Consider the following 19,640-nt stretch of genomic DNA (forward strand, 5'->3'; position numbering starts at 1 on the left):
TGGTTGAAGGTATGAGTAATAGCATGACTGAGATCCTAGTCGAAGAACAATCAACAGTATATGTTCCGCCTAAATTTATCCATTTACGTGTACATAGTGATTTCTCTATGTGTGATGGTTTAAAGAAGGTTAAACCTATAATAGCGAAAGCGGCTGAACTCAATATGCCAGCTATAGCCCTTACCGACCAAACTAACTTATGTGGCCTAGTGAAATATTACCATGCTGCTCAGGGCGCGGGTCTTAAGCCTATTATTGGCTGTGATTTTTGGGTGAAAAGTGATGAGTTGGAAGATGAACTGTCACGCATAGTGGTGCTTACCACCAACAACGTTGGTTATAAAAATATAACCGAACTTATCTCTAAAGCCTACCTTCGCGGACATATAGAAAACAAAGCCGTTATTGATAAATTCTGGCTGGTTGAGTTTAAAGAAGGCTTGATTATACTTTCTGGTGGCCGTGAAGGTGATATTGGTAAAGCCTTGTTAAAGGGCAATACCGAACTTGTTGATGAGATGGTTAATTTCTATCAGCAACATTTTGATCGTTGCTTTTTTCTCGAGTTAATTAGAACGGGTCGAGAAAATGAAGAAAACTATATTCATCTTGCCGTTGAACTAGCAGAACAAAAAAACTTACCAGTAGTTGCTACTAATGAGGTGATGTTCCTTGAACCTGAAAACTTTGATGCCCATGAAATTCGTGTTGCCATTCATGATGGTTTCACCCTAGATGATAAGAGACGCCCTAAGCGTTACAGTACAGAGCAATACTTACGCAGCGAAGCTGAAATGTGTGAACTGTTCAGCGATATCCCAGAAGCTTTAGCCAACAGTGTCGAAATTGCCAAACGCTGTAATGTTACGGTAACTTTAGGTGAATATGTATTACCGGACTTCCCAACTGAAGGTTTGGAAATAAACGATTATTTTATCAAAGTTTCCGAAATTGGTTTAGAAAAGCGTTTGAAGCAGCTTTTTGACACAAGCGCTGATAACTTTGCGGAAATTAGAGCGCCCTATGACGAGCGTTTAAAAATAGAGCTCGAAGTTGTGAATAACATGGGTTTCCCTGGTTATTTCCTGATTGTTATGGAGTTTATTCAGTGGAGTAAAGATAACAATATTCCCGTTGGCCCAGGCCGTGGTTCAGGTGCTGGCTCTTTGGTTGCTTACGCCCTTGATATTACCGACCTTGATCCCCTTGAATATGATTTACTCTTCGAACGTTTCTTAAACCCGGAACGTGTCTCTATGCCAGATTTTGATATCGATTTCTGTATGGACAGGCGTGATGAGGTTATTGATCACGTGGCCGAGCTTTATGGTCGTGATGCTGTTTCGCAAATTATTACCTTCGGTACTATGGCGGCGAAAGCTGTTATCCGTGATGTTGGCCGTGTATTGGGTCATCCCTATGGTTTTGTCGATAGAATTTCAAAACTAATTCCGCCTACACCAGGCATGACCTTAGCTAAAGCTTTTGAAGAAGAGCCCAAATTACCCGAGGTTTACGCTCAAGATACCGAAGTCAAAGATCTTATTGATATGTGTCGTATTCTTGAAGGTACAACCCGTAATGCAGGTAAACATGCCGGTGGTGTGGTTATTTCACCGACCACTATTACTGATTTTGCGCCACTTTATTGCGACGATGAAGGTAAAAATCCGGTTACCCAGTTTGATAAAAATGATGTTGAAGATGCCGGTTTAGTTAAATTTGATTTCTTAGGTTTAAGAACACTGACCATTTTACAATGGGCCATTGAAATGGCTGATGTAAAGTTGCTTAAAGCCGGCAAAGAACCTATTGACATAACCAAAATAGATCTCGAAGATAAAGCGAGTTTTAAGGTATTGCTTGCCTCGAAAACTACGGCAGTATTCCAGCTTGAATCTAGCGGCATGAAGTCGTTAATTGATAAGTTAAAGCCTGATTGTTTTGAAGATATTATAGCTCTGGTAGCTTTATTTCGCCCCGGGCCATTGCAATCAGGCATGGTTGATAACTTTATTGAACGTAAACATGGCCGTGAAGAAGTCAGTTATCCCGATGAAACCTGGCAACATATCGATTTAAAACCCGTCCTTGAACCTACTTATGGCATTATCTTGTATCAAGAACAAGTTATGCAAATTGCGCAAGTATTGGCGGGTTATTCTCTGGGTGGTGCAGATATGCTGCGCCGTGCTATGGGTAAGAAAAAACCCGAAGAAATGGCCAAGCAGCGTGCGGGATTTGAACAAGGCGCCATAGATCGAGGCGTTGATGGCGAACTTGCGATGAAAATCTTCGATTTAGTGGAGAAATTTGCCGGTTATGGTTTTAACAAATCTCACTCTGCAGCTTATGCCTTAGTTTCATATCAAACATTGTGGATGAAAACCCATTTTCCGGCACCTTTTTTAGCGGCGGTAATGTCGGCGGATATGGATAATACCGAGAAAATTGTTATCTTGGTTGATGAATGTAGCAACATGGACATTGATTTATTGCCGCCGGATGTTAATGCTGGTCAATACAAATTTACTGTCAATGACGATAATCAAATCGTTTATGGTATTGGCGCTGTTAAAGGCGTCGGTGAAGGACCGATAGAAGCCATTATCGCCGCACGCCAAGAAGGTGGTCCGTTTACAGATTTATTTGATTTTTGTGCGCGCCTTGATCTTAAAAAGACCAATAAACGGGTATTACAGAAATTAATTAAATCAGGCGCCATGGACACATTAGGGCCTAAGTATCAAAAAGGTTCAACGAAAGAGCAGGGCGCTAATCGTGCGGCACTTTTCGAAACTTTGCCTGAAGCGATAAAAGCTGCTGAACAACATGCTAAAGCAGAGTCATTAGGACAAAATGATCTCTTTGGTTTAATTAACGATGAACAAACAGATTCAAGACAAAACTTTAAAGAAGCAAAAGCTTGGGCAGAAGAAGTATGGTTAGACGGTGAAAAGGAAACTTTAGGGCTGTATTTAACCGGACATCCAATAAATCGCTATTTAAGTGAAATAAAAAAATATTCTTCTAGCCGTCTTGTTGGCATGCAACCAACAGGTCGAGATAGACAAGCGGTGGCCGTTGGTTTAGTGATTGGCGTTCGGGTGTTAGTCAATAAACGCGGGCGTCGCTGGGCATTAGTGACCTTGGATGATAAGAGTGCCAGAATGGATATTCGCCTCTTTCCTGATGACTATGATCGCTTCGCAGAGTTGCTAGTAAACGATGCTATTTTAGTTTGTAGCGGACAGGTCAGCTTTGATGATTATTCTGGTGGTAATACAATGACCGCTCGGGATATAATGACAGTCACTGATGCGCGACAAAATTATCTTAGTTCTATCGATGTTCAAGTCGATAGTAGCTTAATAGCAGGTGATTTTATTGAACAGTTTGCTCAGGTATTAACACCTTTTAAAGAAGGTACCTGTCCAGTACGGGTTTTTTATCAGCGCGAAGAAGCTCAAGCAATGCTTGAGCTAGGTGTGCAATGGCGAGTAACGCCAGCCGATATGTTACTATACGAATTAAAAATATTGCTTGGTGAAGACCGTGTCGCCATGGAATTTAAATAATAACTACTTGGTATTAAAATTTGTGCAAGACACTCTTGTGCAGATAAGTTGCTGATGTAGTGAGAAACGATTTTAAAAAATTAACTAGATTTATTAGGTACAAATAAACATGTCATTAAACTTTTTAGATTTCGAGCAGCCTATTGCTGAGCTTGATGCAAAAATAGAAGAGTTACAGTTAGTCAATAACGGCCAAGAGCTTGACCTTGATATAGAAGAGCAAATCAGCCAATTGCGCGAAAAAAATAAAGAGCAAACTCAGAAAATCTTTGCTAATTTAGACCCATGGCAAACAGCGCGTGTGGCACGTCATCCACAGCGCCCTTATAGCTTAGATTATATTCCACGTATCTTTACTGAGTTTGATGAATTAGCCGGTGACCGTGCTTATGCAAATGATAATGCAATTGTTGGTGGCACAGCGCGTTTAGACGGCAAACCAGTGATGATTATTGGCCACCAAAAAGGTCGTTCAACGGCTGAGAAAGTTAAACGTAACTTTGGCATGCCTCGTCCTGAAGGTTACCGTAAAGCGTTACGTTTAATGGAAATGGCAGAACGTTTTAATATGCCAATTATTACTTTTATCGACACCCCTGGTGCTTATCCTGGTGTAGGTGCGGAAGAGCGTGGACAAAGTGAAGCGATTGCTCGTAACTTAAAAGTAATGGCACGATTAAGTGTTCCTATCATATGTACCGTTATTGGTGAAGGTGGCTCTGGTGGCGCTTTAGCCATTGGCGTAGGTGACCGAGTTAACATGCTGCAATATGCTACTTACTCAGTAATTTCTCCTGAAGGCTGTGCTTCTATTTTATGGAAAACAGCTGAGAAAGCGCCAAGCGCTGCTGCAGCTATGGGCATTACAGCCACGCGTATTAAAGAACTAGATTTAATTAATAGTATCGTTGAAGAGCCTTTAGGTGGTGCGCATCGAGATATGGATCTTATGGCGGCACATCTTAAACAAGCGCTTAAAAAAGACTTAGCCGATTTAGAAAGTTTAGGTAAGGATGAACTTATTGAGCAACGTTACAATCGATTAATGTCATTTGGTTATTGCTAAATAGCTCAACCGGTAGCAATTAGTTGCCGGTTTTTTACTATGCATAATATAATAGCAACCCTTCATAACACCCTCAAAACCCTTGTCAATATACATGGAAATATTGAGTTGCTTATTGCCTATAGTGGCGGTATTGACTCTCAGGTTCTATTACACGCCTTAGTTAAATTAAAGCAAGAAAGACTTATCGATAATGAAATTACAGTATGTCATGTTAATCATGGTTTAAGTGATAATGCCCTGCATTGGCAAGAATTTGCTCAGCAAGAATGCGCGAAACTATCGGTTAACCTTGTTGTTAAAAGTGTCCATGTACAAGCGCAAGCACAACACTCACTTGAAGCTCTGGCTCGTGATGCCAGATACGATGCTTTGAAAACATTAAGGCATCAGAAGTCTTTAGTGTTAACTGGACATCATAGCGATGATCAAAGCGAGACTTTTTTATTAGCACTTAAACGTGGTGCTGGTTTGAAAGGTCTAGCTGCTATGTCGGGGCAAAGTCAACTTGCTCAGCATTTATTAGTTCGGCCACTACTTAACGTTTCTCGTCAAGAGATAGAAGCTTATGCTAAAGATCATCAACTGTGTTGGGTGGAAGATGAGTCAAATCTTGATACTTGTTTTGACCGTAACTTTATTCGTCAGCAGGTCATGCCACTTTTACGTGCGCGCTGGCCCAGCATTAGTAATACCATTAATCGAAGTGCGAGCAATTGTTTAGCGGGACAAGAGTTATTGGATGAACTTGCCGAGCAAGATTTAATGGAATGCAAAGCCAGTGCTTTGAGCTTAGATGTTGATAAATTAGCGTCTTTATCAACAGCGCGTTTTAATAATCTGATTCGTTTTTTTATGGCACAGCATAACTGTTTAATGCCCAGTACTGAGCAGCTAAAACAAGTGAGACTGCAACTTAAAGCAGGTGATGATAAGAATCCTCAAATTAAAGTTGGTCTGCATTTTTTCAGACGCTTTAAGGGCACATTGTTTTTAACGCCGAAATACAGTGATATAAGTAATTGGAAAATGGCAATCGACTTATCAAATAATAATATTGAAATAACTTTACCGGATAATTTAGGACAGCTGCAAATTAAGCAAGATATTGTGGTAGATAATGCTCTAACAAGTATTTGTTTACCTATGCCAGGGCAGGAAGTGAGTGTTCGTTTCAGTCATGATAACCCTAAGTGTTTACCTGACTTTAGGCAGCGGTCACGTAGCCTTAAAAAGGTTTTGCAAGAATTAAATATTGCCCCATGGCAACGTAAGCGCATCGCTTTTTTATATTATGATAATGAACTGGTGTCGGTGATAGGGCAATTTGTCTGTCAGCCTTTTATTGCCCCGGCTGATCAAAAAGGCATGATTGTTAGCATTATGTAGTCATAGCTAAATATGAAAAACCTAAGCTTTGTTTTCTTCAGTCATATACGAAAAGCCACATGGTAAATATATACTATGGAGCTTTTGCTTATAGTCAGGTTTTGTTCATTCAGGTTTTGGTTATATGATGTGATGCGGCAGCTGAAAAAACCACATCGGTTGAACTATTTAACGCTGTCTCCGCCGAGTCTTGCACAACGCCAATAATAAAACCAATAGCGACAACTTGCATAGCAACATCGTTATTGATACCAAATAAGCTACAGGCTAATGGAATAAGTAATAGTGAGCCACCAGCGACACCAGAGGCACCACATGCTGAAATAGAGGCTACCACTGACAGTAATATTGCTGTTGCAAAGCTTACTTCAATACCTAAACTATTTGCTGCCGCCAAAGTTAGTACGGTAATAGTAATAGCGGCACCTGCCATGTTGATAGTGGCACCTAAGGGGATTGATACCGAATAGGTGTCTTCATGTAAGTCTAACTTCTTACACAAGGCCATATTCACCGGAATATTTGCCGCTGAGCTGCGGGTAAAAAAGGCAGTTATGCCAGACTCTCTGAGGCAAGTGAAAACTAACGGGTATGGATTTTTCTTAGTGATTATAAAAACAATGATTGGGTTTACTACCAAGGCAATAATTAACATTGCACCTAGAAGCACGGCTACTAAGTGACTGTATTCACCTAAAGCGCTAAAACCTGTAGTGGCGACGGTATTAGCTACTAGGCCAAAAATCCCCAATGGCGCTAAACGTATTACCAAACGTACAACACTAGAAATTGCTTCACTTAAATCATGTACCATGGCTTTACTTGACTCATTAGCATGTTTTAATGAAAAACCTAAACCTAAACCCCAAGCAAGTACTGCAATAAAGTTACCCGTGGCAACAGCTGTAATAGGGTTATCAACAACTTTGAAAGCCAAAGTGGCTAAAACTTCAGTTAATTTTTGTGGTGGGTTAGCGCTGGCGCCTGCTAAATCAAGAGTAAGTTCAGTCGGAAATGCAAAACTTAGTAGTACGGCAATAAAAGCCGCACTTAAGGTTCCAATAAGGTATAGGCTGACAATAGGTTTTAATTCCGCGCTGCTATCAAGCTTTTGATTGGCAATTGCTGAGGTTACCAATACTAAAACTAAAATTGGCGCTACCGCTTTTAATGCACTAACAAATAAGCTACCTAGCATGCCAAATGCTTTAGCTGACTCTGGTGATATTGTCGCTAGTAAGCTAGCTAAAATAATAGCGGCAATTATTTGGCTGACTAAACTAGTCGACTTGATTTTTTTTAAAAAGGATATACTAGGTGTCGTTTCGCTGGTCATTGTTTAGCCTATTACTCGGTTGCTTTTAATTATGAGGGAGTTTTATCATTGAAGAATAGTCATTGTCTAGGGCTATTCGCTAAACATGGAGAATAAACAGTTAAAGCGAGATTTGTGATAGAAATATAAGGCGATGCGGGTATAATTAACTTATTAAAATAACGAATGTCTTTGGAAAAACTATGCCTGCAGAACAAGCATTAAAAACACGTAGTAATAATAGCTGTGAACTTTGTACAAGTACCGATACTTTGGCAGTTTATCCTGTGCCACCAACAAGTGATCTAAGTGCTCAACAGTCTATTTATGTCTGTCATAATTGTTTATCGCAAATCGAAGGTCAAAGTGAGTTAGATCTAAATCACTGGCGTTGTTTAAATGACAGTATGTGGAACCAAGAGCCAGCAGTGCAGGTTATGTCTTATCGAATGTTGCACAAACTCTCTACCGAAAGTTGGGCACAAGATTCTTTAGAGATGATTTATTTGGAAGATGAAGTTAAAACCTGGGCTGAGCAGGGGATTGCTGCAGCGCGTAGTAATGGGCCAACTCGTGACAGTAATGGTGCAGAGCTACAAGATGGTGATAATGTTACTTTGATCAAAGATTTAAAAGTTAAAGGAGCAAACTTTACCGCTAAGCAAGGTACTATGGTACGTGGCATTACGTTAACGGAAAACCCTGAGCATATTGAAGGTAAAGTTAACGGTACTCGTATTGTCTTGGTATCAGCTTATTTGAAGAAAGCTTAAGCAAAATAAAACAAGTTTCACATTGTAACGCCTGATCTGGAGTGAATAAAGTTAAGACAATAAAAAACGCTGTGATAGTGATATCACAGCGTTTTTTGTTTAGATAATTAGTTAATAAAAGTTACCTAAAGTTGTAATGTTTTTTATTGATGTTTTTTTCTGTAAGACTCACAAGCCTCTTGATCTTCACATTCACCGTATAGGTATAAGCTATGGTTGGTTAGCTTGATCTTGTTAGCTACGGCAATATCTTTTTGTCTTTCTTCAATAACATTGTCTTCAAACTCGACAACTTTACCACACTTTAAGCAAACCAAATGATCATGATGCGCTTTATGAGCTAATTCAAATACTGACTTGCCGCCTTCAAAATGGTGACGGGTAACGATACCTGCATCATCAAATTGGTTTAATACTCGGTATACTGTAGCTAAGCCAATTTCTTCATTTTGCTCTAGCAATATTTTATACACATCTTCAGCGCTTATATGCTGATTATTTGGCTGTTGAAGAATACTTAGTATTTTAATTCTAGGCAGGGTGATTTTTAATCCAGCTCTTTTAAGTTCTTCGTTTTGTTCAGCCATATTAAGTCTCTAAAGTGATAAGTTATTTAATAGCAAAATTATAGGGGGTTATCGGGAAAGAGAAAAGCTTTAGTTTTATTCTTTGATGAAATTGTTCGCTTTGGCAAGAAAAGCTAAAAAAAAAGCCCAATAATTGGGCTCTTTAGGATATATCCTTGAAAAACGTAAGGTTACTAAGCGAATTCAGCCAAACACATTTCATCATTCAACTGAACTATCCACTTATCAACACGCTCTTCAGTTAATTCACTTTGTCTGTCTTCATCAATACATAAGCCGATAAAAGTATTTTCATCAACAAGGGCTTTTGAAGCTTCAAATTCATAGCCATCCGTTGACCAGTTACCAACAACGATGGCGCCTTTACTCTCAACGATATCGCGTAATGGCTCCATAGCATCACAGAAGTATTCAGCGTAGTCTTCTTGATCGCCTAAGCCGTAGATAGCCACTAATTTGTCAGTAAAATCTATTTCTTCTAAATCAGGCAAAAAATCATCCCAATCACATTGGTTTTCACCGTAATACCAGGTAGGTATGCCTAAAATTAGTAAATCGAATTCAGCGATTTCTTCTTTAGTGCTTTTGGCTATATCTTTGACGTCAACCATTTGCTTGCCCAGTTTTTTCTGGATCATTTTTCCAATTGCTTCAGTGTTACCTGTATCACTGCCGAAGAATAAACCTACGATTGCCATGAGATGTTACCTTATTGTGCTTTCTTAAAAATTACTTTACGTGTGCGGCCAATGATTCGATCAGCAGCGCTTCTATTAATTCACTTCGGCTCATATCTTGAGCTTTAGCTAACTCTTCTAATTGTTCAAATAAACTGTGATGAACTTTAAACTCTACACGTTTCAAACCGTTGTTTTTATCACGTTTAACTTGATTACGTTTGTTGATTTTGATCTGTACGCTGCGCGAGTTAGGATTTGTTTTCGGACGTCCAGGACGTCTTTCATCACTAAACAAGTCAATAGTCGTTAAATCAGATATTTCTTTAGCCATGAGTTAACCCACCCCCTGACTTTCCCAGATAAACTGGATTAAGCCTTTAGCAATAAAACCCGCGCAGCCAGTAAATAAAACTAAGTATACGACCACTTTACCCATTTTTGGCACATCGTTTTTATTCATCACATCATGAATAGATAAGCCGATAAAACCGAAGATAAAAAGGAAAAATAAATTAAGGCCAATAGCCTCAATAAGCTCAAAATGTTCTGCTAGCATAGTGGTTGATTGTTTCTTATACACTAAGGCCAAAAACATTAAGGCCAAAAAATTGGCGGGATTATAGCATATCATCGACACCAAACCATTAGCATTTCTGACTTATGGCAAAATTAAGTTCAACAAAGAACAACAATTACGCTTAATGGCACTGAGTATTTTGATCTTCATCAATAAGTGTAGTGCGATTGATCAATTTACTCTGTTAAATAGTTTTGCCAATAACTAATTTTTAATAAAACCGAGCACTATTTTATTAAAGGCAAGGGTTTTTTCTGCATGAAGCCAATGACCAGCGCCTTGAATTATTTTTATTTTACTGCTGGGTAATAACTTTACAATAGTTTCTCTATTTTCAGGCACAATATAATCTGAATTACCGCCCTTGATAAACAATGTTGGTCCGTTGTAAGGCGCTGTATTGGCAGTTAACTCGTTGGCTTTCATTATTTGAGGGTAACATAAGCTAATGTCGATAAGGCTGCATTTAAAGACGAATTCACCTGACGACTTAAGTGCTAAATTACGTAATAAAAACTGTCTGACACCAATATTATCTACATAGGGCGCTAGTTGCTCATCTGCATCTTTTCGTTTTTTTATTTTGGATAAATCTATGGCTTGCAGCCCTTTAATTATATCTAGGTGATGAGGCGGATAATTTACTGGAGCAATATCAGCGACTAGTAATTTTTTAATACGTTCAGGCTGCTGCAAAGCGACTTGTATGGCAATTTTACCACCCATAGAATGGCCGAGCAATAAACAGGAATTAATATTTAAATGGTCTAATAAATTGATGATATCTTGTGCTAATACAGGATATTCCATGGCGCCAGCATGGAATGAGTCGCCATGATTCCTCACATCTACACTGGTAACACAATAAGAGTTACTTAGTGGCTTTGCCACCATATTAAGGTTTTCTAAACTGCCAAATAATCCATGTATAAGAACAATGTGTTCGCCAGTGCCGGTCTGTCTATAATTGAGGATCGGTGATTGTGCTGTCATTATTCGCTTGGCTTTTATTTGTTTGATATTATCGATATTGTCATGTTTTTAACACGTATTTGCAAATAAATAAGTTCAACCCTTTGTCATTTCCCTATATAATATTGCCGCGAATTATTTAAGTTAGGGGTAACAATGAAAAACATCGAAATAGATGAAGAGCTTTATCAATACATTGCCACGAATACACAATATATTGGTGAAAGTGCTTCTGCCATTTTACGTCGTTTACTAAATCTCGGTCTAGATACTAATGGTTTAAAAGCTGATGTTAAGACTGTTATCGTTAATGAAACTGTCACCGTTAACGATACAGCGCCTATTAAAGAAAGTACTAAATCAAAGGTGGAGCAGCCAATATCGAATGATGATGTAGCTATGACAAATGAGCCTGAGATTATCGAACCAGCAAAAATTGAAAGCGTTATTCCTAAGCAAGTTAGCCTTGAAACTGTTTTTAATTTTATTAACAAAGAAGAGTTAGCCATGCAACGTGGTGCTGTCGGACGATTTTTACTCATCCTTGCTGCATTATACCGAGCTCATCCTGAGCAGTTTGCTGTGGTTACTGAAATCAGTGGTCGCGATCGCTTATATTTTGCTAACAGTGAAAATAAATTAGCAGAAAGTGGTAGCAGTACTAAACCTCGCCAAATACCGGAAAGTCCTTTTTGGGTTATTACTAACTCTAACACCACACGTAAAAAAATGATGTTAACTAAAGCTTCTATTTCATTAGGTTATAGTGATGTTGATGTTGAAAAAATTCGTGAGCTACTCTAACTAAACTGTTGTAGAAACTCTAACTAATTGCCATTAATCATTAAGAACAAAATATGAGTGTTCATGCTTTTGCCGGCAAACCAGTTCGTCCTCAAGATAGAATTAATATTGGTCAGTTAGTTAGTGACTACTTTGCCCAGACTCAAGATGTTAGCTTAGCAAGTAAGTTTTGGTACCTCAGGTCATCGTGGTAGTGCCAGGAAGCGTACTTTCAATGAATAGCATATTATTGCTATTTGTCAGGCTATCGCTGAGTATCGCTAATATAATGGCATTAATGGTCCGCCCTTTTTAGGTAAATATACCCATGCGTTATCTGAGCCGGCCTTTGCCAGGGCTATCTCTGTACTTATTGCCAATGGTGTTAATATTGTTATACAAAGTGACACATTATCAGGCAGGGGTTTTACGCCAACGCCGGTATTTCTCGCTTATTATTTGCCATAATAAATCAGACGCTAAAAATATTGCCGATGGTCTGGTGATAACTCCTTCTCATAATCCACCCAGTGATGGCGGCATTAAATATAACTCTCCTCATGGCGATCCAGCTGAAGGCGACATCACTAAACAAATTGAGCAGCGTGCTAATGAATTAATTGCCGCTAACCCAGTGGCTATAAAACAGCTGTCTTACCAACAAGCATTACAATCACCTTTACTCATTAAAGAAGACTTTATTAGTCATTATGTTGATCAACTTGACCAAGTGATTGATATGCAGGCTATAGCTAAAGCTGGTGTATCCATTGGTGTTGACCCGCTTGGCGGCTCAGGTATTGATTATTGGCCGGTGATTGCTCAGCATATGACCTTAAGATAAAGGTTGTTAATGATGTTGTCGATGCTAGCTTTGCTTTTATGCCATTGGATAAAGACGGCAAGATTCGTATGGACTGTTCTTCAAAATACGCTATGGCTGACTGAATCGCCATGAAAGATGGTTTTGATATCAGTGTTGGTAATGTCCCGACTTTGACAGACATGGCATCGTTACCCCAAGTGGCGGTTTAATGAACCCTAATCATTATCTCGCTGTCGCCATTCATTACTTAATGACCCATAGAAATTGGCCTAAAAGTTGTAAAATAAACAAGACGTTAGTGTCCAGCTCACTTATTGATGGTTTAGCTGATGCAAGTTACGCCTTTGGCGGAGAATAAAGTGCAGGTGCTTCTTTCTTAGCGCGTGATGGTAGTACTTGGACCACAGATAAAGATGGTTTTATCTTGGCTTTATTAGCAGCAAAGATTCTTGCCGATGATAAAATTATACAAGTACTTTCTCATCGACCTGGCAATGGTGCTGCCATAGGAGGCATAAAAGTAGTGACTGATAACGGTTGGTTTGCAGCGCGACCTTCAGGCACTGAAGAAATTTATAAAATCTATGCAGAAAGTTTTATTAATGAAAACCATCTACAAAGGATTATTAGTGAGGCACAAGCCATAGTGAGTGCTGCATTTAAAACAGCCGATCTATAAGTCATTACTATTAATAGCTATTCCTGTCCTTAGTTATAGCTATTTCTTTTTAGAATGCGCCTCCTTTTTTTGTTTTAAACCTACTGTAAAGAATATTGCTCACTTCTTGTGACTGGCATGGCAATTCATTGTCTTCGATTATTGAATGTCAGTTGACGTAAAGGTAAAGTAAAATGAGGTTATTACTTCATACTTTACCTAGGTATAAATTAGCTATAATAAAAAAAATAATTAAACCTAGCTAAAATCGAGTTATTTAAATTTACTACACGTAAACGTAATTTAATCAACTTGTATCAACTTTCGCAGACTTTAATCGCAATATCTTGTGGGTTAGGGTAAAAAGAAGAGAACATTATGAGCACAGAAATTTATAATGATGGACCGGTAGTGCATCAGCCTACTTTTATCGATGGCCACAGTGTTGAAATTCCTGAATTGAGAATTTTACATCAAGACGGCACCACCTACCCTGGTGCTGATTTACCTGATATTGACCAAACATTAGCGACAAAAATTTATCATACTCTTGCCTTCCATCGTGTATTAGATGAACGCATGGTAGCATCGCAGCGGCAAGGGCGTTTAAGCTTTTACATGACCGCATTAGGTGAAGAAGCTGCCAGCGTAGGTGGTGCTGCGGGGTTAGAACCGCAAGATATGATCATGATGCAATATCGTGAACAGGGTGCCTTAATGTATCGTGGCTTTAGCCTTGAAAACTTTATGAACCAACTGTTTAGTAATGCTGAAGACTTAGGTAAAGGCCGTCAAATGCCAATACACTATGGCTCTAAAGCGCTAAATTGTATGACGGTATCATCGACCCTTGCTACACAAATACCGCAAGCAACAGGTTATGCTTATGGGCAAAAATTACAAGGACTTGATGCTGTTACCATTTGCTACTTTGGCGAAGGGGCTGCGTCAGAAGGCGACTTCCATGCCGGTTTAAATATGGCAGCAGTACAAGAGGCGCCAGTGATCTTTTTCTGTCGAAACAATGGTTATGCCATTTCGACTCCTGCTGAAGAGCAGTTTAGAGGTAATGGCATTGCTTCACGTGGTGTGGGTTATGGTATTAAAACCATTCGAATTGATGGCAACGATATTCTAGCGGTACTAAAAGCAACACAAATTGCCCGGGCTTATGTAGTAAAAGAAAGTAAACCGGTATTAATTGAAGCTATGTCCTATCGTCTTGGTGCACATTCTACCTCAGATGACCCATCAGGTTATCGAACAAAAGAAGAAGAAGCTAAATGGCAAAGTAATGACCCTATTTTGCGTATGAAAAACTGGATGTTGAAGCAAAACTGGTGGGATGAAGCACAAGAAACAGCTTTGTTTGAGCAGTATAGAGAACAAGTGTTAGCGGCAGTAAAAGTGGCAGAGAAAATAGATAAGCCGAACATAGATACCATGATCACCGATGTTTATGATATGCCATCAGCACAACTTCAAGCACAGTTAGATGATGTGAAAGCTCACATCAAAAAATATCCAGAAGCTTATCCATTTACCGCGGGGAAATTCTAGTCATGGCGCAAATTAATTTATTACATGCTATCAATAGCGCACTTGATATTGCCATGGAGGACAATGACCGCACTGTATGTTTTGGTGAAGATGTTGGTCATTTTGGCGGTGTCTTTCGTGCCACTAGTGGCTTACAAGAAAAATATGGTAAAGCACGTTGTTTCAATACCCCGTTAGTAGAGCAAGGCATTATTGGTTTTGCCAATGGTTTAGCTGCTCAAGGCAGTGTTGCGATTGCTGAAATTCAATTTGCTGATTATATCTTTCCAGCCTTTGATCAAATCGTCAATGAAGCGGCTAAATTTCGTTACCGTACCGGCAATGAATTTAATGTTGGTAAACTGACTATTCGTACTCCATACGGTGGTGGTATTGCCGGTGGTTTGTACCATAGCCAATCGCCAGAGGCGTATTTTGCACATACTCCTGGTTTGAAAGTCGTTATTCCACGTAACCCATACCAAGCTAAAGGTTTATTACTTGCCTCGATTCGTGACGATAATCCGGTAATATTTTTTGAGCCGAAACGTTTATATCGTGCATCGGTAGGTGAAGTACCAGAAGAAGACTACCAATTACCCTTAGGCAAAGCGGAAGTGGTACAAACAGGTACGGACATCACCTTACTCGCTTGGGGGGCACAAATGGAGATCATTGAAAAAGCCGCACAATTGGCAAGTAACGATGGTATTTCTTGTGAGGTGGTAGATTTACGTACTATTTTACCATGGGACATTGAAACCATTAGTAACTCAGTGATGAAAACAGGGCGTTTACTTGTCAGTCAAGAAGCACCGTTAACTGCAGGTTTTGCTAGTGAAATAGCGGCGACTATTCAAAGTGAATGTTTCTTACATCTTGAGTCGCCTATTGCTCGAGTGTGTGGCCTAGATACACCATACCCATTAGCGTTAGAAAAAGAATATGTTAGCGATCACTTAAAAGTGTATGAAGCAATTAAAAAGAGCGTTAACTTTTAACGATAACTCCCTTTAAACAGGAAACAGAACATGAGTATTGATTTTATATTACCTGATATTGGTGAAGGTATCGTTGAGTGTGAACTCGTCGAGTGGTTAGTTAAAGAGGGTGAAGTTATTGTTGAAGATCAGCCTATTGCTGATGTGATGACAGATAAAGCTTTAGTGCAAATCCCTGCTATGCATTCGGGTGTAGTGGATAAGCTTTATTACAAACAAGGTGAAATAGCCAAAGTGCATTCACCACTTTTTGCTATGATCCCAGAAGGCGACTCTAGCACTAATGATGCGGCGCCAGTTGCTACCCCGGCAGAAGTTGCAAGCAAAGACGTTAAAACAGAAGCTGTTATAGAAAAAGCGCCAATCGCTGCAAAAACAGTTACTGGTGATAGCGCTGTTAATAGCACTAATAAAACTGTCAATGGTAAAGCACTAGCAAGCCCTGCAGTTAGGCGTGTAGCACGTGAACTTGATATTAATATCCATCAAGTTGCAGGCTCAGGTAAAAAAGGTCGAGTTTATAAAGATGATGTTGTTGCTTATAGTCAAAATGGTCAGGATGGAGTAGCGGCCCTTATCTCTGGCGGCAGTGTTATTGGCGGTACAATAGTTGAGCCTATTCGCGGTATTAAAAAGATAATGGCAACAGCGATGCAAAATAGTGTTAGTACTATTCCGCACTTTACTTATTGTGAAGAAATTGACCTAACAGAACTTATCGCTTTACGTACAGAGCTAAAAGAAGTGTATGCTAAGCAAGATATTAAATTAACCATGATGCCGTTCTTTATGAAAGCTATGTCATTAGCGATTAAAGAGTATCCTTTGGTTAATACAAAGGTAAATGAAGACTGCACAGAGCTTACCTACTTTGATGATCACAATATTGGTATGGCAGTTGATTCTAAAGTAGGTCTACTTGTACCTAATATTAAACAGGTACAAACTAAGTCAATATTAGACCTAGCTAACGATATTATGCGCTTAACCAGTGATGCCCGTAGTGGACGTGTTGCTAGTGAAGACCTAAAAGGTGGAACTATTACTATTTCTAATATTGGCGCAATAGGCGGCACTGTAGCGACACCTATTATTAATAAACCGGAAGTGGCCATTGTTGCTTTGGGTAAATTACAAAAACTACCACGCTTTAATGAGCAAGGTGAGGTTGAAGCGCGCAGTATTATGCAAGTGAGCTGGTCTGGCGATCACAGAGTTATTGATGGCGGCACCATTGCCCGTTTTTGTAACCTGTGGAAATCATTCCTTGAAAAGCCAGCTCATATGTTAGTACATATGAGCTAGCATTTTATAGAATGATTACCTAATAAAAGGCTAAAAGATTATATGCGGCCTTTATTTCGGTATAGTTTATTTTGGTAATGAGTAGCCATTACCTTCAATCAATGCCTTGCCTCTAAGCCTTTTAATTCTCGCTAAGTGGTCTGTAAGTAAAAAAGTTAGTGCAACCAAGGAAACATATAAAAAAGCCCCGTTATCATTAGATAACGGGGCTTTTTAGTACTTAATGTCTAGATTATTTTTTAGATAAAGCTGCTTTAGATTAACCTTGTTTAAGTGCACAAGGTTAATCAGTAGCCATTGTCTAACAATTAATTACTTAATGTTTAAGCATTAGAAACCACATTGTTTACCTTGGTTTTTGTTTTTCAACCAAACATGTAACGGCGCAAAGTAATCTAAAATAGCACGGGCATCCATTTGTTCACTACCGGTAACAACTTTATAAGCTTGTTGCCATGGTTGGCTTGAGCCCATTTCTAGCATGGTATTAAGTGCAGCACCTGCTTCTTTTGAGTTATAAATTGAACAACGGTGAATAGGATCAGTGTTACCTGATATTTCACACAAAGCACGATGGAATTCAAATTGTTGAATGTGTGCTAAGAAGTAACGGCTATAAGGAACGCCGCCTGGTACATGGTATTTAGCACCAGGATCGAATGCATTGATATCGCGATCGACAGGAGCGGCTACACCCTGATATTTCTCACGTAATTCCCACCATGAAGTATTGTAGTTTTCTGGGGTGATTTCACCTGAATACACTTTCCAACGCCATTGATCAACCATCAAACCAAATGGAATGAAAGCGATTTTATCAAGGGCTTGTTTCATTAATAAGCCAATATCTTTTGACTCATCAGGAATGGTATCAATTAAGCCGATTTCTTTTAAGTATTTAGGCGTAACTGATAAAGCAATAGTATCACCAATAGCCTCATGGAAGCCGTCATTGGCACTGTTTTGGAAGTATACCGGTTGGTCTTTATAAGCACGTTGATAGAAGTTATGTCCTAATTCATGATGAATTACGTTAAACTCTTCGCCGGTCTTTTGGATACACATTTTAATGCGAATATCATCTTTAGCATCTAGATCCCATGCGCTGGCATGACAAGTTACGTCTCTATCGGCAGGTTTAGTGAATAATGAACGGCTATAAAACGTTTCTGGTAAGGCGTCAAAACCCAGCGAAGTAAAGAATTTTTCAGCGCCTCTAACCATGTCTACTTCATCATAATTATGAATGGCTAATTGTTTAGTAACATCATAACCAGGATCGGCATCTTCAGGTGCAACTAAATCATATATGTTGCCCCAAGATTGGGCCCACATATTACCTAATAAATGAGCAGGAATAGGTTTGTCTTGCGCTACTTTATCAGTTCCGTAAGTTTCTCCTAACTCAGTTCTTACATAACAATGTAAGTCATCATATAAAGGTTTAACTTGGCCCCATAAACGGTCAAGCTCTTTAGCAAACTCATCGGCAGGCATATCATAATTTGAACGCCACATTGCACCTAAGTCTTTATAACCAAGGCCTTTCGCACCTTCATTAGCAAGCTCGGCTTGGCGGGTATAAAGTGGTTTCATTTCTGGGCTAATTTCACGCCAGCCTGACCACATCTCTAGTAATTCATCATAATCACGTGAATTGGCCATTTTAGCTGTCATATCACCTAAGCTGAGTTTCTCACCGGCTTTGGTGGTATAACTGCCTTTACCGTAAATACTACCAAGTTTAGCGCCTATAGTGGCAAGTTCAGCAGATTTTGCTGAGTCTTGCGGAGCAGGCATTACCAGACTCTGTTTTAAAATATTCAATTGACGACGTTGTGTCGGGTTTACATCTACGTTATCAAAAGTTGCTGCTTGCATGGCGTATCTAACACCTGCATCGGTAGATTTTTGATCGGCATCAGCGGCTAATGCTGCTGTGTCTTCAGTGATAAAGTTGGCGTATATCCACGCAGCACGTGAACCTTCTAAGTTTAAAGTTACCATTTCTTTAGCAACCTCATCTAAGAATATTTTTGCGTCTGCGGAGGTTAATGTTTTTTGTGCACTGACTTTTGTTATTTTTTCTACTGGGGCTTGTGGGCTTGATTCTTGACTGCAGGCTGTTAAAGAAGCGGCAATAACTAAAGCAAGACCGGTAAACTTAAATGTTTTCTTAATCTGTTTCATTTTTATAATCGTTATTAGAAAAGTTGTTAGGTGGCGCTAGTATATAAAATTGTTTGCTTGATACAAACTTTATCAGGGAAATCTTAGCTTAAGGCAGTAAAGCTTATATTACAGAGGGTGTTTTACAGGCAAAAAAAATGCTCATTCAAACGAATGAGCAAACTACAACATGAAACAGGGTTGAGATATAAAACAATAATAAACAAAACAATGAATATAAGGGAGTCAATATGGGCAGAGTTATTAAAACCACTGCTTGCTTGAAACTGTGTTGATGATAAATGCTCTGCTTGTATTTTACTGTATTGATAAGGTAATGATTTGTAATGGAGTGCTTATTTATAAATGACGGCGTTTTATAGGCAAAAAAATGCTCATTCAAATGAATGAGCAAACTACAA

The 19,640-nt window shown here is 39.1% G+C and carries 15 protein-coding genes and 1 pseudogene; 9 read left to right on the plus strand and 7 right to left on the minus strand.

All coding sequences use genetic code 11. From position 1 onward, the window contains the following. Positions 1-11 precede the first annotated feature (11 nt). The 3 genes from dnaE to tilS all read left to right on the plus strand — a co-directional run bounded on the left by dnaE (position 12) and on the right by tilS (position 6,033). Positions 12-3,578, plus strand: coding sequence for a DNA polymerase III subunit alpha (gene dnaE / locus GAB14E_RS19005; RefSeq protein WP_197061149.1), 3,567 nt, complete (start codon positions 12-14; stop codon positions 3,576-3,578). 109 nt (positions 3,579-3,687) lie between these two features. Continuing rightward, the gene (accA, locus tag GAB14E_RS19000) at positions 3,688-4,644 is read left to right on the plus strand and encodes an acetyl-CoA carboxylase carboxyl transferase subunit alpha (RefSeq protein WP_033080836.1); all 957 of its coding nucleotides are present in this window, start codon (positions 3,688-3,690) and stop codon (positions 4,642-4,644) included. 39 nt (positions 4,645-4,683) lie between these two features. Continuing rightward, positions 4,684-6,033, plus strand: coding sequence for a tRNA lysidine(34) synthetase TilS (gene tilS, locus GAB14E_RS18995; protein ID WP_033080837.1), 1,350 nt, complete (start codon positions 4,684-4,686; stop codon positions 6,031-6,033). Between the two features lie 109 nt (positions 6,034-6,142). Here tilS and sstT read toward each other — a convergent pair whose 3' ends face one another. After that, positions 6,143-7,369, minus strand: a complete 1,227-nt coding sequence (gene sstT, locus GAB14E_RS18990; protein WP_033080838.1) for a serine/threonine transporter SstT — start codon at positions 7,367-7,369, stop codon at positions 6,143-6,145. Between the two features lie 182 nt (positions 7,370-7,551). Here sstT and GAB14E_RS18985 point away from each other — a divergent pair, with 182 nt between their 5' ends. Further along, complete coding sequence (locus tag GAB14E_RS18985; protein ID WP_033080839.1) at positions 7,552-8,121, plus strand: PhnA domain-containing protein; 570 nt, start codon at positions 7,552-7,554, stop codon at positions 8,119-8,121. 143 nt (positions 8,122-8,264) lie between these two features. Here GAB14E_RS18985 and fur read toward each other — a convergent pair whose 3' ends face one another. From fur to GAB14E_RS18965, 5 genes are all read right to left on the minus strand, one after another. Then, positions 8,265-8,708: a ferric iron uptake transcriptional regulator gene (fur, locus tag GAB14E_RS18980; RefSeq protein ID WP_033080840.1), complete on the minus strand. Its 444-nt coding sequence runs from the start codon at positions 8,706-8,708 to the stop codon at positions 8,265-8,267. A gap of 173 nt (positions 8,709-8,881) precedes the next feature. After that, the gene (gene fldA, locus GAB14E_RS18975) at positions 8,882-9,406 is read right to left on the minus strand and encodes a flavodoxin FldA (protein ID WP_033080841.1); all 525 of its coding nucleotides are present in this window, start codon (positions 9,404-9,406) and stop codon (positions 8,882-8,884) included. A gap of 31 nt (positions 9,407-9,437) precedes the next feature. After that, positions 9,438-9,719, minus strand: a complete 282-nt coding sequence (gene ybfE, locus GAB14E_RS18970) for a LexA regulated protein (protein ID WP_033080842.1) — start codon at positions 9,717-9,719, stop codon at positions 9,438-9,440. A gap of 3 nt (positions 9,720-9,722) precedes the next feature. Next, the gene (locus tag GAB14E_RS0122520) at positions 9,723-9,944 is read right to left on the minus strand and encodes a DUF2788 domain-containing protein (protein WP_033080899.1); all 222 of its coding nucleotides are present in this window, start codon (positions 9,942-9,944) and stop codon (positions 9,723-9,725) included. A gap of 225 nt (positions 9,945-10,169) precedes the next feature. Then, positions 10,170-10,958 carry an alpha/beta fold hydrolase gene (locus tag GAB14E_RS18965; RefSeq protein ID WP_033080843.1) on the minus strand — a complete coding sequence of 263 codons (789 nt, stop codon included), beginning with the start codon at positions 10,956-10,958 and terminating at the stop codon, positions 10,170-10,172. A 135-nt stretch (positions 10,959-11,093) separates the two neighbouring features. On the opposite strand from GAB14E_RS18965, the gene seqA reads away from it, so the two are divergent. From seqA to GAB14E_RS18945, 5 genes and pseudogenes are all read left to right on the plus strand, one after another. Continuing rightward, on the plus strand, positions 11,094-11,741 hold the full coding sequence (seqA, locus tag GAB14E_RS18960; protein WP_033080844.1) for a replication initiation negative regulator SeqA: 648 nt from the start codon (positions 11,094-11,096) through the stop codon (positions 11,739-11,741). Between the two features lie 53 nt (positions 11,742-11,794). Then, positions 11,795-13,225: pseudogene (locus GAB14E_RS23675) on the plus strand (phosphohexomutase domain-containing protein). Between the two features lie 357 nt (positions 13,226-13,582). Then, the gene (locus GAB14E_RS18955) at positions 13,583-14,764 is read left to right on the plus strand and encodes a thiamine pyrophosphate-dependent dehydrogenase E1 component subunit alpha (protein ID WP_033080845.1); all 1,182 of its coding nucleotides are present in this window, start codon (positions 13,583-13,585) and stop codon (positions 14,762-14,764) included. A gap of 2 nt (positions 14,765-14,766) precedes the next feature. After that, positions 14,767-15,744: an alpha-ketoacid dehydrogenase subunit beta gene (locus tag GAB14E_RS18950; RefSeq protein ID WP_033080846.1), complete on the plus strand. Its 978-nt coding sequence runs from the start codon at positions 14,767-14,769 to the stop codon at positions 15,742-15,744. A gap of 30 nt (positions 15,745-15,774) precedes the next feature. Next, positions 15,775-17,049, plus strand: coding sequence for a dihydrolipoyllysine-residue acetyltransferase (locus GAB14E_RS18945; protein WP_033080847.1), 1,275 nt, complete (start codon positions 15,775-15,777; stop codon positions 17,047-17,049). Positions 17,050-17,379: 330 nt separating this feature from the next. Here the strand turns inward: GAB14E_RS18945 and GAB14E_RS18940 are convergent, their stop codons facing one another. Then, positions 17,380-19,239 (minus strand): M2 family metallopeptidase, encoded by a 1,860-nt coding sequence (locus tag GAB14E_RS18940; protein ID WP_197061150.1) that lies wholly within the window; start codon positions 19,237-19,239, stop codon positions 17,380-17,382. Between the last annotated feature and the right edge of the window lie 401 nt (positions 19,240-19,640).

It is taken from the genome of Colwellia psychrerythraea (genome assembly GCF_000764185.1).
Lineage (GTDB): Bacteria > Pseudomonadota > Gammaproteobacteria > Enterobacterales > Alteromonadaceae > Colwellia > Colwellia psychrerythraea_B.

What these genes read in the sequence shown, in the direction of transcription:
- GAB14E_RS0122520 (WP_033080899.1), bottom strand. Translation starts at nt 9,944, where the DNA reads ATGCTAGCAGAACATTTTGAGCTTATTGAGGCTATTGGCCTTAATTTA.
- GAB14E_RS18955 (WP_033080845.1), top strand. Translation starts at nt 13,583, where the DNA reads ATGAGCACAGAAATTTATAATGATGGACCGGTAGTGCATCAGCCTACT.
- GAB14E_RS18965 (WP_033080843.1), bottom strand. Translation starts at nt 10,958, where the DNA reads ATGACAGCACAATCACCGATCCTCAATTATAGACAGACCGGCACTGGC.
- fur (WP_033080840.1), bottom strand. Translation starts at nt 8,708, where the DNA reads ATGGCTGAACAAAACGAAGAACTTAAAAGAGCTGGATTAAAAATCACC.
- GAB14E_RS18950 (WP_033080846.1), top strand. Translation starts at nt 14,767, where the DNA reads ATGGCGCAAATTAATTTATTACATGCTATCAATAGCGCACTTGATATT.
- ybfE (WP_033080842.1), bottom strand. Translation starts at nt 9,719, where the DNA reads ATGGCTAAAGAAATATCTGATTTAACGACTATTGACTTGTTTAGTGAT.
- seqA (WP_033080844.1), top strand. Translation starts at nt 11,094, where the DNA reads ATGAAAAACATCGAAATAGATGAAGAGCTTTATCAATACATTGCCACG.
- accA (WP_033080836.1), top strand. Translation starts at nt 3,688, where the DNA reads ATGTCATTAAACTTTTTAGATTTCGAGCAGCCTATTGCTGAGCTTGAT.
- sstT (WP_033080838.1), bottom strand. Translation starts at nt 7,369, where the DNA reads ATGACCAGCGAAACGACACCTAGTATATCCTTTTTAAAAAAAATCAAG.
- GAB14E_RS18945 (WP_033080847.1), top strand. Translation starts at nt 15,775, where the DNA reads ATGAGTATTGATTTTATATTACCTGATATTGGTGAAGGTATCGTTGAG.
- fldA (WP_033080841.1), bottom strand. Translation starts at nt 9,406, where the DNA reads ATGGCAATCGTAGGTTTATTCTTCGGCAGTGATACAGGTAACACTGAA.
- GAB14E_RS18985 (WP_033080839.1), top strand. Translation starts at nt 7,552, where the DNA reads ATGCCTGCAGAACAAGCATTAAAAACACGTAGTAATAATAGCTGTGAA.
- tilS (WP_033080837.1), top strand. Translation starts at nt 4,684, where the DNA reads ATGCATAATATAATAGCAACCCTTCATAACACCCTCAAAACCCTTGTC.
- GAB14E_RS18940 (WP_197061150.1), bottom strand. Translation starts at nt 19,239, where the DNA reads ATGAAACAGATTAAGAAAACATTTAAGTTTACCGGTCTTGCTTTAGTT.
- dnaE (WP_197061149.1), top strand. Translation starts at nt 12, where the DNA reads ATGAGTAATAGCATGACTGAGATCCTAGTCGAAGAACAATCAACAGTA.